6 protein-coding genes (1 of these 6 running past the window's edge) are annotated in these 13,858 nt (G+C 69.2%); all 6 read right to left on the reverse strand.

Features of this window, described 5'->3' with window-relative positions:
• Positions 1 to 464, reverse strand: the beginning of a protein-coding gene (locus ACFXBC_RS05225; protein ID WP_385018924.1) for an EndoU domain-containing protein. 17,494 nt of this gene lie to the left of the window's left edge; only the first 464 of its 17,958 coding nucleotides appear in the window; the start codon lies at positions 462 to 464; the stop codon falls past the left edge of the window.
• 9,603 nt (positions 465 to 10,067) lie between these two features.
• Positions 10,068 to 10,397 carry a hypothetical protein gene (locus ACFXBC_RS05230; RefSeq protein WP_385018868.1) on the reverse strand — a complete coding sequence of 110 codons (330 nt, stop codon included), beginning with the start codon at positions 10,395 to 10,397 and terminating at the stop codon, positions 10,068 to 10,070.
• On the reverse strand, positions 10,390 to 10,887 hold the full coding sequence (locus ACFXBC_RS05235) for a YbaB/EbfC family nucleoid-associated protein (protein WP_385018870.1): 498 nt from the start codon (positions 10,885 to 10,887) through the stop codon (positions 10,390 to 10,392). The genes ACFXBC_RS05230 and ACFXBC_RS05235 overlap by 8 nt, the downstream gene beginning before the upstream one ends.
• On the reverse strand, positions 10,887 to 12,953 hold the full coding sequence (locus ACFXBC_RS05240) for a hypothetical protein (RefSeq protein ID WP_385018872.1): 2,067 nt from the start codon (positions 12,951 to 12,953) through the stop codon (positions 10,887 to 10,889). Before ACFXBC_RS05240 ends, ACFXBC_RS05235 begins: the two co-directional genes overlap by 1 nt.
• A 130-nt stretch (positions 12,954 to 13,083) precedes the next feature.
• Entirely contained in the window at positions 13,084 to 13,521 is a 438-nt protein-coding gene (locus tag ACFXBC_RS05245) for a hypothetical protein (RefSeq protein ID WP_385018874.1), read from the reverse strand.
• A 2-nt stretch (positions 13,522 to 13,523) separates the two neighbouring features.
• Entirely contained in the window at positions 13,524 to 13,808 is a 285-nt protein-coding gene (locus ACFXBC_RS05250; RefSeq protein ID WP_385018876.1) for a WXG100 family type VII secretion target, read from the reverse strand.
• Between the last annotated feature and the right edge of the window lie 50 nt (positions 13,809 to 13,858).

Genomic DNA, 13,858 nt, shown 5'->3' on the forward strand with positions numbered 1-13,858 from the left:
GCCCGGGGGGGGCGGGGGGGGGGGCGGGGGGGGGGGGGGGGGGGGCGGGGGGGGGGGGGGGGCCCCCCCCCCCCCCCGGGCCGCGTGGGGCGAGCAGACCGGTGTTCCCGGTGCGGGAATCGCCGCGCAGCACCCGCTCGCGCACGTCCAGGTGGATGCGCACGCGCACCCGGTCGTGGGGCGCGGCGGTCACGTCGGGTGTGTGCGACCAGGCCGCGTCGATGGAGGTTTTCAGCTGGAGCAGGTCGCGGGGCATGATCCGCAGGTACGGCGAGGACGTGAACGGCGCCTGGTGGTCCATGTCGACCTGGACCCGGCCCGCGTTGTCGATGCCGAAGGCGGACATCAGCGAGTTGTCGTCGTAGACCGGCCGGAACGGCGTCCCCGGCCGCGCCTCGCGGTACTGGTCCTGGAAGCCGAGCAGATGTCCGGCCTCGTGGGCGATGACGATCGCTTTGTCGAATCCCTTGCTGCCCGGATCAGGGATGTACCAGGTACCGCTGTCGTCCCGGCCCGATCTGTGGGGGTCGGCGTGCAGTCTGACCGAGCGGTGCGCCTGGGCCGGGCTGTCCACGAACTCTATGGCCACATGGAGCAGATCGCCGTTCGGCAACCGGTGACCCGGACGGTTGTAGTAGGTGTCGATGCCCCGCGCGGCCAGCTCCCTGGCATGGATGACGTGGTTTTCGGTGGCGCCCTGCTGGACGTCCAGGTACACCCGGATGGTGACGTCGGCGCGGACGTCTCCGTCGCCGAGCTGGATGCGCTCCACGGCGAAACCGCGCTCCCGGACCGAGGCGGCGGCCCCTCCCAGCTCCCTGGTCCGCTCGCTGGGCGGACGGACCTCGACCGTACCCAGCGATCGCTCCGCGGGGAGGCCGGCGACGGCGTGCTGGGCAGCGGGTGCGTGCTGCGGCGGGGTGGGTTCCGGGGCCTCGTGCGCACCGGTGTGCTGTATGTGTGGCGCCATGGCCGGCGAGAGGTTCGGGACGCTCGCCGACTCGGTGCGCGGACGCGCGGCGGTCGGCTCCCTCGTCCCGTCGAAGTGCGAGCCGTTCTGCCGGAGGTGTACGGACAGCGGCGCGCCGGCCCCCGGCGGAGGCTGGAACCGGTCCGTCCCGCCGGGGTCCGTGCCGGACGGCGCGGTGTGCACGGTGAGGTCCACCCCGAACGTCCCGGCGAGCAGCGGCAGGAAGCTCTTCGACCAGGGGGATTCCCCGCTGTGCTCCCATGCGGCGACGGCCGCCTTCACCTCCTTGAACAGGAGGTTCTGGGCCCGGTGCGCGGCGCGCGGGTTGCCCGGGGTGAACTCCGGGAGGAGATCGGGGAGCAGCTCGGCGAGCCCGTGGGGGCCCAGGTCCCGTACATGGGCGTGCACGGCCTCCTTCATGCCGAGCACCAGGGTGTGCAGGCCCTGGTGGTGCTCGACGCCGGAAGCGGCGGAGGCGGCGGCCCGCAGCCGGTCGGGGGAGCCGACCAGGTCCCGCAGCCCCCGCCCGATGTGGGGGAGCTTCGGCCCGACCGCCTCGGGGGCGCTGACCAGCAGCGAAGTGAGCTGCGAATAGCCGTCGTCCGGCACCTTGAGCACCGGGCGGGGCGTACCGGGTTCGGGCCCGAGGTCGGACCCCTCCTCGTCGGACCCGTAGTCGGTGTCGGTGTCGGTGTCGTCGTCGGACGGCAGGTCCTGCGGCGGCCTCAGATCCCTGGTCTGGTCCACATGCCGGTAGTGGCCGTCCTTCAGCAGCAGTTCGACCCCGCCGGCGCCCTCTCCGCCCGTGGCCTCGCCCCCGTCGGGCATGAACGTATGGCGCCTGCCGTCCACCAGCACCGTCACCGGCACGCCGAACAGCCGGGCGGCCAGCGGCGGGTAGAGGTCACCCGCGCTGTACTCGGCGGCCGTCTTCTCGTCGGCGGGCCGCTCCGTCTGCGACGCGGCGAGCGCGGTCCGCTGCTCCGGGGGCAGTACGGCACGGTGGTTCGCGGTCGCGGCACCCGCCGAGTGCGGAATCCACCTGCCTTCCTTGTACTCCCGGCTCTGGGCGCTGGTGCCGTCCACCAGGCTCCCCAGCCCGGCCGCGCGGACCTCTTCCTCCTCGAACTTGTCGGTGAGGTCCGGGTGGGTGTAATCCGCCAGCGGGCTGTTCCCGCCCTCGCGGAGGGTCTTCCCGAAGAGGGTGCGCAGCTCGCCCGCGACACCGGAGAGGTCGCGGCCGGAGGGGACCGTGATGTCCTGCCGCGCCAGCAGGTCCGGGTCGATCCGGACCAGGTGTTCCGCCAGGGAGTGGAAGAAGCCGTTGCCGTCGTGCCGGACCGGGCCGACCGGGTGGATCCGCCCGGACGCCATGTCCTCCAGGCCGATGATCTCGCCCTGCTCGTCGTTGGACTCGGTGTACTCGGCCGGGTGTTCCGGCTTCTTCACCCCGTGGTCGTGCTCCACGGACTCGTCGTAGGCCCGCCCATCGGGTTCCGGGGTGCCGGCGCGCTCGCTCTCCGGACGCCGGTACCAGTCGTTGAGGGCGTCGGCGGCCGACCGCAGCGCGTGGTAGTGCTCTCCGGCGGCCTTCAGCTTCGTCGCCAGCGACTCCAGCTCCGGCCGGACCGTCTCCCGTACCTCGGCCAGTTCGGTTCGCGCCGCGCTCAGCGCCTGTTCCGCCACCCGCCGTTCCTCGGGAGCGGTCGCCATGTCCCGCCGGTGCCGCGCGTCCCGCACCGCGAACGCCAGGTCGGTGAGCGGACGGTGGGCGCTCCAGTACGCGTCGTGGTTGGCCTTCCACGTTTTCCACCCCTTGGCCACGTCGTCCCACTGGGTGGAGAGTTTCGCGGGGTGGTTCTGCGGGGTGATGAGCCCCAGGTCGCGGGCCACGTCCTCACGGATCCACGCGAGCGCCCTGGTGTCCGCCACACCGGCCTGGAGGCCCGCCGGGTCGTAGCCGTCCCCGGCCAGGCTGCGGGCCGCCAGCCGGCCGACGGTGCCGTCCTGGATGTGGCGGTGCACCCCGGCCACGGCCAGCCACTTGGTGGGTACGGAGAAGAGGAACGCCCGCCCGGTGTTCGGCTTCATATTGATCTTGGCGGCGGTCGCCTCGTTGAACTTGTACTCCTCCGACGAGCCGACGCCGGGCGCGACGACCGGGGTGATCTGGTAGGTCGTCTTGTGCGAGTCGGCCCCGATCGCGTCGCCGCCAAGCCCGCCCGTCCCGCCGCTGGACCGCCCCTCACCCACGTCGAAGCTCTCACCTGTGCCGGTGGCGTACTCCATCCGTACGTCCGCCGTCGCGAGGAGTTCGGCCCGCGACAGGTCGAAGGCCGGGTGGAGCTGGAGGGTTCCGGTGGCACCGCCGATGACGGTGTCGTCGACCAGACCGAGCGGCTGGTAGCCGTTCTCGTGCAGCGCGGAACCGTCGATGAGCGCACCGGTCAGGGACAGCTCGTTGGTGCCGGCCGTCAGGGTGTCGCCGCCGCCCCGGCCGGGCGACAGCAGTTTGAGTGCCGCGGCCCTGGCACGCGCCTGGGTCAGCTGCTCACCGGTGAGCCGCACGTCGGGCTCTCGCCCCTGGCCCGCGTAATCCCCGTTGAAAGACCCGTTCTCGGCCTTCGCCAGGGTGAGATGGGCCAGGTGCTCGACGTTCGTGGAGCCGAGCACCCGGGTGAAGTGCACCCCGTTGCCGGGCGTCAGCCCGGCGGGGCGGCCGTTGTTGGACAAGTGCCGGGTGATGTGTGCGCCGATGTTCTCCGGCGTCACGGTCTTCGCCCCCCACACCTCCACCGCGGCGGGCTGCGGGAGGCGGACGGCGCCTCCGGCGTCCGCGCCCGGCTTGAGCAGCGCCAGCGGCTCCTGGCTCTTCGCGCTGCCCGCGGACCAGGTGTGCGACTGCACGACGTGGTCCTTGTGGTCCCGGATCTCGACCTCGACGTTGTACGAGGTGGAGACGGTGGCGAGGGGGCCGGGGATGACGGTCGTCTGCGACACCGTGGCCGACTCCGAGCCGGTGTGGCCGCCGCTCTTTCCGCGTGAGTCGCTGGAGTTACCGACCGGGCCGCCCATCGAACCGGTCGGCCCGGTGACGCGTTCTGTGGCGTTCGAGGAGATGCCGCCGGAGCGGGTGACGCCCCGCGACGCACTGTTGCTGGTGGTGACGGAGTGACCGTTCTCCATATCGCCGAAGCCGAAGTCCTCGACCGTCCGGTCGCCGGGGACCTGCCGCACCGTCACCCGGTAGTTCTTGCCCCCGACAGGGAGGCTGTCGGTGAAACCGCGCCAGGGCGCGCGGCCCCGGTACTGCTGTGGAATGCCGGACTCGACCATGGCCTGCCCGTGCCGTTCCGACAGCATCGTCCTGACGGCCTCCAGGCTGTTGCGGGTGAACCGCAGACTGCGCAGGGTGCGCATCAGCCGGGCCTGCTCCGTCTGTCCGGTGTGCTGCTCGCCCGGCGCCGTGACCGTCTGCTCCGTGTGCTGCTCGCGCGGCGCCGACACCGGGAAGACCCCGAGCGGGCTCTCCTTGAACCACGAGGGGTGCGACCAGGCCCCGGCCCCATCGGCGAGGCTTGCCACCCTCTCGATACCCGTGTTGAACAGACCGAGCGCGTGAGCGGACTGTTCCGACACCAGCCCGCGCCAGCCGTTCGCCTTCGCCACCAGCTGCCCGCTCCACGCGGGCAGCTTCGAGCGGAACGGGCTGAGGACGCCGAGCTTGTCGCCGGACATCTCGAAGCGGTACTGCGTGTCCGCGGTGACCGGGACCCAGTAGCCGTTCTCCGGAACGACATTGACGGACCGGCCGGTGGTCCGGCCGCCGCCCTTCGACGTCATGCTGGAACGCTGGTACGGGGTGGCGCCGAAGCCGTAACGCGTCGTGGTGGGCACACCGGTGTCCTGCGCGGGGAAGTGCCCCGCGTTCAGGTCGAACGACAGCACCCAGCCCTTGCCGTCCCCTCCGGAGACCGTCAGGTCCAGGCTCCGGTTCTGCTCCGGCCTGAGGTCGACGGGGCCGCTCACGGCGGTCGGATTCCCCCGCTGCCCGACGAGGCGGATGTCACCCGTCGCGCCGTACAGGAAACCGGGGGCGCGTACGTCGTTGAGCTGCTTGCCCGTCGGGGAGAACACCTGGTCGGCGTCGGCGGTCAGCGACATCGAGCCGAAGGCGTTCTTCATCCGCTCGTGCTGGCTCGTCCCCGCGGTCGTCAGCGACCACTCTCCGCGGGTGGCCCGGTCCGCCACCAGGGGACCCGCCGCCTGCATGTGCGGGTCCGTCGGCACGTGGACGGTGATGACCGGGATGTCCTTCAGCGAGTCCGTGAGCTGCCACTGCGACGGCGCCCACAGGTCCTCGGTCTCGGTCAGCGGGTCCAGCGCCCTGGACGTGGTCTCGCGGCCGGACGTGTACGGGTTGGCCGCGCCCTCCCTGTGCGGGTCGATCTTCGGCGTGTGCTGCTCGGAGAGATGCAGCAGCACACTGAACTTCCCGAGGGTCCTGTCCGGGCCGACCACAGTGGCCGGTTCGTGGATCTTGCGCCCCGCCTGGCCGAACGAGAGCACCCGGTACGGCGTGTGCCACTGGTGAACGCCCACCAGCTCGGCTCTGAACACGCCCCTCGCCAGATAGGAATGAATCCCGGCCGGGGTCGCCGTCGCGTCCTCGCGGCCGGCCGTCGACATGGTGCCGTTGCTGCGGGTGTGCTGGCGGGTCGCGCCGGCCTTGGCCCCCAGTACGCCGATGTGGTCCGGCGTACCGGTACGGAACGTCTCGTTCGAGCGCAGTTCGGCGGTGCCGGTCGCCTGGGCCCCGAAGGTGTGCGTGGTGCTGTGGGCGTTTCCCACGCGTTCACCGGCGTTGTTGGTCTGGCGGGTCAGCTCGTCACGGTCGGTGCCCCGGTAGACCGGCGGGCCAAGCTCGGCCTTCAGTTTCAGTTCGAAGAAGTGCTGCTTGGTCAGGTTGCTGCCGAACAGTTTGACGGACAGCCCGTCGTGGGCGAGTTCGTTGAGAGTCACCGCCAGGTTCCGCTCGTCGAACTTCGCCATGATGATGCGGGTGTTGGCCTCGGCCCGGCTCCGCTCGCCACTGATGGCCTGGGTGAACCTGGTCCAGCGACCGCGCAGATTGGCCCTGTCCGTGCCCGGACGGGGGGTGACCAGCACCGAGTCGCCGTGCCTCCTGTTGATCCAGTCGAGCACCCCGTCGACGAGTGCGTTCGGGGACTCCGGGTCCCCGGGGTGGTGGCCGTCGATGGTGAGGTCGGTGGCCCTGGTGTGGGTCAGGTCGTAGTCGCCCTCGCGCCAGTGCGCGGGCAGCGGTGGCTCGCTGCCCTCGGGACGGGTGTGGATGTCGGGGTCCCAGCCCGCCCGCTCGCGCGCCTCGCGCACCGGCAGCCGTACGAGACTCCAGGTGTCGAAGGTCTCCGTGCGGCCATCGAAGGTGACGGGGACCTTCAGCTCCTGGAGGTAGAGGGCCGTCGGTCCCCCCTTGACCCGCCCGGTGATCTTGCGGCCCACGTTCCCGCCCTGGAGGGTGACCTCGCTGGAGTCGTGGCTGTACTGCAGGGTGAGCCCGAGCTGCATGAAGATGTGCGGCGCCTGTGCGGTCGGGATGGCGAATCGCGAACCGCCGAAGAAGGCCACCACGTAACGCCGGTTGTCCTGGACCAGGATCTCGTTCTTCACGGTGATGGCGTCCGTGATGCGCATCTCCGCGTCGTCCACCACCTCGATCAGATGGTGCTCGCCGGATATCGACCTGCCCACCTGGAAGCTGCCGGCGGACGTGCCGTTGCGCCGCCGCACGTCGAGCGGTGGCAGCGGCCCGCGGGCCATCTCGTCGGACCTGCCGTGGAAGTGGTCCGTGCTGAAGTAGTCGCTGAGCTGCTTGTGCTTGTACCCGCCCGGCCGGGCGCCGATCCGCTGGACCGCCCAGTCGAAGATGCCCCTCACCGGTCCGAAGCCCTCGGTGTTCGGGGAGCCCAGCGGCGAGCCGGGCGGCGGGGTGAAGTTGCGCGGGACGCGCATCTCCGTCTCCTTCGGCACGGCGGAGCCCTTGGAGACCCGGGTCGTCATACCGTTCCTGACGCCCGTACCGAACGGTTCGATGTGCGGGTTCTCGTGGAAATCGACCTGGTAGTAGACGTCCTGCCGGAAGGACTCGCTGCCGCCCGTCGTGCGTGTCTCCCGCTGGTACGAACGCTGGTCGTGGGTGCCGACGACATGCTTCTGGGTGTGGCCGGCGCCCCCGCGGATCTCCACCAGCACACGGGTGGTGGACGGCAGAGCCCCGGTGGTGAGACCCAGTTGCGCCCCGGTGCCCCGGGAGGTGCCGGTGTTCGTACCGGTCTGCTGCTGGAACTGCTGGGACGTGTCCAGCTTGTGCGGGTCGCGGGCCTCCGGGTCCGGATGGTGGGTCCACCTGTCGGCGTACGGGACGGCCTTGACGGTCATCACGGTCCGCTTCGCCCTGGTGAGGCTCACCTTGAGGGAGTTGGGGACGCTGTGCTTGACCACGAAGCGGCGGCCCTCACCGAGGAACGAGCCCGGGTTCCTGGCCAGTGCGTCGTCGATCTCCCTGATCACGGAGGAGTCGGCACGTTCGCGGCCGAGCCTGCGGTTGAGCTGGTTGTGCAGAGTGCGGCCGATGCTCTCGCCCTGGTGGGGCTGGTGCAGCTCGGTGTTGCTGTGGCCGGTTGCGGAGCCGGTGGGGAGCGGCGTCGTCCGGGCGCAGGGATTCTTGACGTACTGGCGCACGTCGTGCTGCCAGAGGGGAGGGCGGGGGCCGTCATCCGGGACCTGCTTGGGGCCCTGCGCGGGCGGCGTCAGGGCGGGGTCGTGCGCGGGGGCGTCGCCCGGATTCTGCTGTTCGGTCTGCTGTTCGGTCTGCTGGTGCTGGGCCGACTGCTGTCGCTCTACGGCTTGTTGTCCGGGCTGCTGTTGCCCGCCGGGCTGGTGCTGCTCGGTGGAGACGAGGGCGTTGTGGGGCAGCGGCTCCACCGGGGAGGACGCTGCATCCGTGACCGCCTCCGTGATCTCGTCCACCGTGGAGTCCGTGTGTGTGACCGGTTCGGTGGTCCGCGTGAGCGACGAGTCGAACTGGGTGGGGCCGGCCTCCGTGGATGTGGGGCGCCGCAGGGGCTTCAGCTCGATGCTGCCGCTTCCGCCGTTGTCCGGCAGCAGCGGAGACCGGTTCGGACGGGGCGTCGCGGGCGACCCATGGGGCGTGCTGACCGTCGAGGTCTGGGCGGGCGACAGGTTCGGCGAAGTGGTCGGTGCCGGGCGGGCCTGGGGTACGGACGTGTTCGGCGCGGTCTGCGAGACCGGAGGGGCGACCGGCGTGACCGGGGCTTCGGACCGGTGCTCCGACTGCGAGGTGTCCGTGGGTGAAGTGTCCGTGTGTGAAGTGTCCGTGTGCCGCGCGTCGTTCGTGTGGTCGACGGTGCGGAGCGCCGTGTCCGACGAGGACGTCGCCACAGGCTTCACCGGTACCACCGGCTCGTGGGACGTGACCGGGTGGCCGGTGGTGGTGTCGCTTCCCGGGCCGTGCGCCGTGTCCGTCGTCGTCCCGCCGTACAGCGACTCCGTGTCGCTGTCGCTCAGATTGAAATAGTCGGGGTCGTCGTCCACGTCGAGATAATCGAGGCCATCGTCCTGGTTCTTGTCCTGTCCCAGGTCGAGGTCCTTGTCCAAGCCCTTGTCGAACGCGCCGTCGAGCCCCGACATGTCGAAGTGGTGGGACATGGAGTGCAGGACGGGGTGGACGAGGTAGACGTGTCCGGCGTGGCTCAGTCCACCGGTCAGCATGCCGGCGACGAACGTGTCCCACGACGTGGAGAAGCCGCCCTGGTAGATCAGGTTGTAGAAGCCCTCGCCGAGGTTCTGGCCGATGGACTCGACGAGCAGCCCACTGCCCACCTCGCCCAGCCGGAAGCGCTTGTTGCCCTGGTATCCCGCGTGCGTCAGGGCCTTGGGCATGTCGTCGGCGAGCGCCTTCAGCGCGGTCTTGTCGACCTTGCCGCTCAGCTCCTTGGTGAGCTCCTTGCTGAGCGCTTCCGCCGAGCCCTTGGCCGGGCCCGACCAGTGCTCGGTGACGGTCTTGGCCCAGGTCTTCCCGACCTCGCGGGCCTCCTCCTTCGTCAGCCCGTTGAAGGGGGTTTTGGCGAACTCCTTGCCCATGTTCTTGATGAAGTTCTCGCTCGCGCCCTTGGAGAACTCCTTGCCCCCGACCTTGGTGAAGCCCTTGGTGAGGTTGAGGTCGTGGTCGGCAAGGATCTTGGCCACGTTCTTGGCCAGGTCACCCGCGCCCTTGCCCCCGACCTTCTCCAGGGTCTTGAAGGCCGTGTTCAGTTCCCTGGTGAGGATCTTCGACAGGCCCGTGCCGATCTTGTTGCCCAGCCACTTGCCGAGCCCCGGGGCGAGCAGGCTGAGCGGACCGGTGGCCAGCCCCTGGATCGCGCCGAACTTGACGGCGTCCCACAGCAGCTTGTTGTCGAATTTGTCCCGGTTGCCCTGGCCGATCTGGACCAGCTGGATGATGCGGTCCATCGCTATGCCCATGCCGACCCCGAGGGCGACGTGCTGGGCGATCCTCTTGATCAGCTCCTTGATCAGGGCCTTGAGGAACAGCCGGGTGAAGAAGGTGCGCCAGCTCAGTTCCGACATCAGGGCTTCGCCGAAGCCGGGTACCCACGAGAACGCCATGGCGTACATGAACTCGGCCAGCAGCTCGATGAGCTGGGCGAGCATCATCCACTTCGTGTACTCGGCCTGGGTCGCGGTGTCCCGGGCGGCCTTCGCCATGGTCTTCGACTGCTCGGCCGCCACGTCGAGGAACGAGTCGTCGCCGCCCGCGATGACCTTGCCCAACTGGAGGAAGGCGTTGGCCGCGTCGCCCTCGAAGTTGTTCTGGATGCCCTGGAGCAACAGCACGAGCTGGTCGTCGAGCTGTTTGTAGTCCTCGCCCACCGAGTCGTAGAGCTCCGCCGCGTGGCGGAGCTCGTCCTCGTTGGCCTGTGGCCACTTCATGCCCGTGAGGGCGTGCATGATCCACTCGACTGCGGGATCGGGGGTCAGCATCCGTGCAGCCTCATTATGTGGTGGAGTCGCTCTGCCAGCTGTTCGCGAGGGCCTTGGCCTCGTCCTCGACCCGGTCGAACAGGCCCATCACGTCGGACCCCGTGTACCCGACCTGGTTGACCAGGGTCTTGAGCATGGTCAGCAGGTCGTGCAGATGGGTCATACCGGGGTCGATGGTCTTGTGGTACTGCTTGGCGATGTCGTCGTCCTTGCCGCCGCCATCGAGATTGATCTTGTCGATCTGATCCAGGTAGTCGCCGATCTGCTTGATCAGCGTCCCGATCTGCGGGTACTGCGCGAACTGCTGCTTGAGCTGGTCGACCGTGGTGATCTGCTCAGCCATCGGCCGTACCGCCCTTGCCCCTGGCCGCGGTGGACCGGCCGGCGCCCTTGCCCGTGCCGTTCCGGCCGGTGTCCGGTGTGTTGTCCGTACCCGCCGGTCCTGCCGGGCTCGGCCACATCTCCCGCAACGGGCCCATCAGATCGTCCAGTTCCGAGCCGCCCGTCATCGACTTGCGCAGGGCGGCGCCCGCCCCCTGGAACGGCGAAGCGGTCTCGCGGACCTTCTGCCCGGCCTGCTCCCTGGCCTGCCCGATGACCTCGACCAGCGCCGCGCCCAGCTCGGCCGGCGCCATGTCGCGGTAGCCGTCCGTATGGAACTTGATCTCCCGTACGTCGCCCTGGGCTCCCGCGACGACCGTCACCATCCGGTCCTTCGACTGCACGGTGACGGTGTACTCCGCCAGCTCACGCTGGGCCGCGATGAGGGAATCGCGGTGCTCCTGGAGCTTGCCCATCATCTCGTTGAGCTGTGACTGAAATCCGGAATCCATCAGCCGATCACTCCTGGTGTCGCTTCCTGGGACGTACCCCAGGTCTCTTCGTCCTCCGCCAGCCAGGTGCGGCGCTCGCGGTCCCGCCCGCCGCCCCCGCCGCCTCCGCCGCCACCCATGGGCGGCATCATCGGCTGGCCGTTGGACGACGTACGGTTCATCGCCGATGACTCCCTGACCGCGGTCTCGGCGGCGAGATCGGGCTCATTGGCCGAGGTGCGGCGGACGCGCTCGGAGAGCGAGGTCTTGGGGTCGCCGAGGCTCCGGCTGTTGGGGAGCCGCTCGTTGACCCGGGGCGGCCCCTCCTCCAGGTTCAGCTTGTTCCTGCCGCCGCCTCCGGCCTTGAACTCGTTGCCGGTCTCGGTACGAGCCTGACCGCGGACGTGGGAGAGAGCCTTCTGGTAGGCATTCTCCTGCGCGACCTCCTGAGCCTCCTGCGCCTTCCGCTGCTTCAACTGCTGCTGCTGGTTGAGCTGCTGCAGCTTCTGCTGCCTTTCCTGCAGCTCCTGCTGGTCCTTCAGCTGCTGCTGCTGGTTGAGTTTCTGCTGCTTGAGCTGCTTCTCCTGCAGTTCTTGCTGTTCTTTCAGCTGCTGCTTGCTGTTGCTGCCGCTGTTGCCGTTCACGTAGCTGTTGCTGCCGATGTGGGAGTTCGGCGGCGCTATGAGGGGCTTCTTGTCGGGACCCAGCAGCAGCTTGCCGTCGGGCCCGGTGATCGTGCGGTCCTTGTTGATGTGGGACCCGGGCGGGATCTGGGTTTCGTTGCCCTTCGAGTCCTTGATCGACTGGTTGTTATTGTCGAGCAGTGTGTTGTTCGCGCCGGTGTTGTTGCCGCCGATGTTCGGGGGGCCGTTCGTCTTCGACTGCGGCGGCGGGGGCGGGACGTTGGAATCGGTCTTCGGCGGCCCGGTGACCTTCGAGGTCGGGGGCGGCGGGGGCTGCTTCTTGTCGTCGTTGCCGCCGGGAGGCGCGTCGCCGTTGCCGGGAGGGGCGTCGGTGTCGTTGCCGCCGCCCGGCGGTGGGACGTCACCCGGCGGCTTGTCGCCGTTGTTCGTGTTGTTCCCGGGGGGCTTCGGCGCGTCGAGGTCGCGGTAGGGCGGCGCGGGGAGGGCGCTCGACGGGAGCATTGCGATGGCTGTCTGGTACTGCGAGTCCAACTTTGCCAGAGAGTCGTTGGCGCTGGTGTCCAGCGGGGACAGCGCGCCCTGCCAGGTCTCCTTCGACAGCTGCTCCAGCGCGGTCCAGAATCCCGGCTGCGTCGGATCTCCGAATCCAGGTACGTTGAGACTGGGGCTTCCCGACGCGTCGAAGTCGAGCTTCACGGTGCTGAGGGCATTGAAGAACAGGCCGCCGACATGGTTGTACGGCTGGGCGAATGGGCCTGTGATGTAGCTGCTGTGCGCGTTGTTCAGCTGGTTCAGCGTGCTCAGCAGCGTGGTACGCGCATCGTCGAGGGCACGCGGGATGTCCCCTTTGTTCGTTACTTCCGTGTGGAGGTAGGCGATCTGATGCTGTACGGCCACGAGGGCCCGCCTGAGGGCCCCGGCCGCCGTGCCCTGCATCTCGGAGTCCGGCACATTGATGTCTTTGACCCAGGACTTGAGTTCGTTCTCCGCATCGGTCAGATGGGTGAGCATCCCTGTCAGCATCGAGCTTGCCGAGTCGAAACTGCCCAGGCTGACTGAGGTGTTGCCGAGCAGGGTGTTCAACGGGGGCCCGATGATGTCGACGGGTTCGTTCAGGAACTTGTACAGCGCGCTGTCCTTGCTCGAGTCCAGGGCGCCGGGCGCCAGTTTGAACCCGATCTGGTACGTGTAGTCCGTGGTGGTCTGCCCGCCGCTCCCCGTGGTGGTGGGCTGAACGTAGTTGGTCCTGCTCCAGCCCTGCGACCAGGCGAAGTCATAGCCGCTGGGAGTACCTGCATTGCGGGAGGCCATGGGATTGACCAGGTGATCGGCCTCGAACCAGGGGGCCGCGGTCACGGCGCTGCGGTTGGTCACCGTGCCCTGGCCGGCGCCCTCTTTGGCGGCGATGACGGCGAGCGCGTCCTCCCACTTCCGGTCAGCCATGGCGGGCTCCTTACGGGTGCTGTGCGGACGGTTGAGCAGTGCGGAGGGAGGCTGAGGAGCCGTACAGGCGCCGGGTGGGCCGGCACCGCCCGGCGCTGGCGTCGAGCGGTGCCGTTGCGGCGCACCGGAGTTACGGGGCGGGGTTGGGCGGAGGGCTGCCGCCGAAGTCCGTGAGGGCTTGCTGCAACTCCATGTTCATCTCCGCCGCCGTCAGGGCGGCGCCGTCCTCGCTGTTCTGGAGAATGGTGTCGACGGTCGCCATGTCCATCGAGAGGTGGTTGAAGCCGTTCCCGAGGGCGTCCACGTGCGTCTTCAGGCTGGAGCAGAGTGTAGCGAACAGCCTTTGCAGAACTGCGTCCGTGCCCAGGGTGCCCGAGCCCGAGAGGATTGCCTTGCCGGAGCCCTTTCCATCCGTGGCCGAGAACCCGCTCAGCACCGTGTAATCGGGCGTAGCCGTGAGCATGGCCGCGATCTTGTCGACCCTCGCTTTGGCCTCGCCCTTGAGCCAGCCCTCGGTCACCTTGAAGGTGCCGCTGTCCCCGCCGTCGTCGCCATCGTCCTTGGCCATGGTCAGAACATCCCTGAGCCGCGCTTGTCACCCTCGACCTGGCCGTCGACCATCTCCTTCAGGGACTGCGCACCCGTGCCGAACTGGGCGTTCATCGTCTCGATGGCGGTGTTGGCCTGGTTCTGGAAGTCCGTGTACACGGTGGCGGTCTGACCGGAGAAGGACGCCTTGAGGGGGCCGAGCTGACTGAGCAGTTCCTGGAGCGCGTTCACCATGTCCGTGTTGGCCTTGACCATGTCGTCGATGGCCGCGTTGGCGCGCTGGACTTCGAGTGTGACGTCCGCCATGTCCGGTCGTCCTTTCGGGAGGTGGGGAAGGGAGGGGGAGGCAGTGCTGG

The organism is Streptomyces sp. NPDC059398 (assembly GCF_042751845.1).
Lineage (GTDB): Bacteria > Actinomycetota > Actinomycetes > Streptomycetales > Streptomycetaceae > Streptomyces.

Excerpts from the sequence above, each read along its gene's own strand:
- ACFXBC_RS05230 (WP_385018868.1), bottom strand. The coding sequence starts at position 10,397 with ATGGCTGAGCAGATCACCACGGTCGACCAGCTCAAGCAGCAGTTCGCG.
- ACFXBC_RS05235 (WP_385018870.1), bottom strand. The coding sequence starts at position 10,887 with ATGGATTCCGGATTTCAGTCACAGCTCAACGAGATGATGGGCAAGCTC.
- ACFXBC_RS05240 (WP_385018872.1), bottom strand. The coding sequence starts at position 12,953 with ATGGCTGACCGGAAGTGGGAGGACGCGCTCGCCGTCATCGCCGCCAAA.
- ACFXBC_RS05245 (WP_385018874.1), bottom strand. The coding sequence starts at position 13,521 with ATGGCCAAGGACGATGGCGACGACGGCGGGGACAGCGGCACCTTCAAG.
- ACFXBC_RS05250 (WP_385018876.1), bottom strand. The coding sequence starts at position 13,808 with ATGGCGGACGTCACACTCGAAGTCCAGCGCGCCAACGCGGCCATCGAC.